The following is a 1,209-nucleotide window of genomic DNA, read 5'->3' as shown; positions in this document are numbered from 1 at the left end:
GGAGTTGACCCGGTTTGTGGTCCACGACCTATGCAATTTCTCGGGCTGTGACAGCTTGGTTGGCGAAGGCTCGGGGCGTCAAGCCGCCCAGGGCTGTATGGGGTCGATCTTCGTTGTAGTGGCACCTCCAGTCCTCGATGCGTTCACGGGCATCGGCTAGCGATAGGAACCACGAAGCGTTCAAGCACTCTGCCCGTAGGCGGCCGTTGAACGACTCGATGTAGGCGTTGTCGGTCGGCTTACCCGGTCGGGAGAAGTCGATCTCAACCCCGTTCAGATAAGCCCATTGGTCGAGCATGCGCCCGGCGAATTCCGGCCCATTGTCAACCCGTAGGCTCTTTGGACGACCGCGGAGCTTCACCAGTGCGTCCAGGGCCTCGGTCACCTGGAAGGCGCGGAAATTGGCTCTCGGTGTGAGCGAGAGCGCCTCTCGCGTATGGCAATCGACGACCGTCAGGATCCGGAATGGACGCCCGTCGAACAGGCGATCGGACATGAAGTCCATGGCCCAGACCTCGTTGGGACCGCCGATCGCGGGCCGCCCTTGTCGGTAGCGCCAGGCCCGTTTGCGCTTGGGTAGCTTGGGCCGGATCGACAGCCCTTCGTCCCGGTAGATCCGGTAGGTGCGCTTGTGGTTCACCTCCCAGCCCTCCCGTCGCAACAGGATGTGCAGCCGCCGGTAGCCGTAGCGCACCCGTGCGGCAGCGAGTTCCTTCAGCCGCATGCGCAGTGCCACCTGAGGGTCGGCGCGCTTGCGGTAACGCTGAGACGAGCGGCCGAAACCGGTGGCCCGACAGGCCCGACGCTCGCTGATGCCGTAGGTCACCTGCAGGTGACCGGCGACCTCACGGCGAACGGCGGGCCTCACCACTTTCGCTTGAGCACATCCTGCAGCATGGAGCGGTCCAGCGTCAGGTCGGCCACCAGCCGTTTGAGCTTGCTGTTCTCGTCCTCCAGCTGCTTCAGCCGCCGGATCTCCGGCACGCCCATGCCGACGAACTGCTTCTTCCAGCGGTAAAACGTCGGCTCAGACACGCCCATCTTCCGGCAGACCTCATCCACCGAGGCGCCGTTCTCCGCCTGCCGCAGGGCAAAGGCGATCTGTTCGTTCGTGAAGCGTTTGCGAGGCATGGCATCCACCCTCCTTCAGGGTTCAGGATGCCCGAAAAACTTGCGCTCGGCGCGGACCAGTTTGCTGGGTCAGGGTCA

The 1,209-nt window shown here is 63.9% G+C and carries 1 protein-coding gene; it reads right to left on the bottom strand.

Translation table 11 applies throughout. From position 1 onward, the window contains the following. Positions 1-28: 28 nt before the first annotated feature. Positions 29-1,131 (bottom strand): IS3-like element ISMra1 family transposase gene (locus ME121_RS32770; protein WP_089231436.1). Its coding sequence is split into 2 segments (ribosomal slippage): positions 29-870 and positions 870-1,131, totalling 1,104 coding nucleotides; the frame shifts between segments, so codons are not numbered across the junction. Positions 1,132-1,209 lie beyond the last annotated feature (78 nt).

The organism is Methylobacterium sp. ME121 (assembly GCF_000974725.1).
Taxonomy (GTDB): Bacteria; Pseudomonadota; Alphaproteobacteria; order Rhizobiales; family Beijerinckiaceae; genus Methylobacterium; species Methylobacterium radiotolerans.
This window is presented reverse-complemented; position numbering and strand designations above follow the sequence as displayed.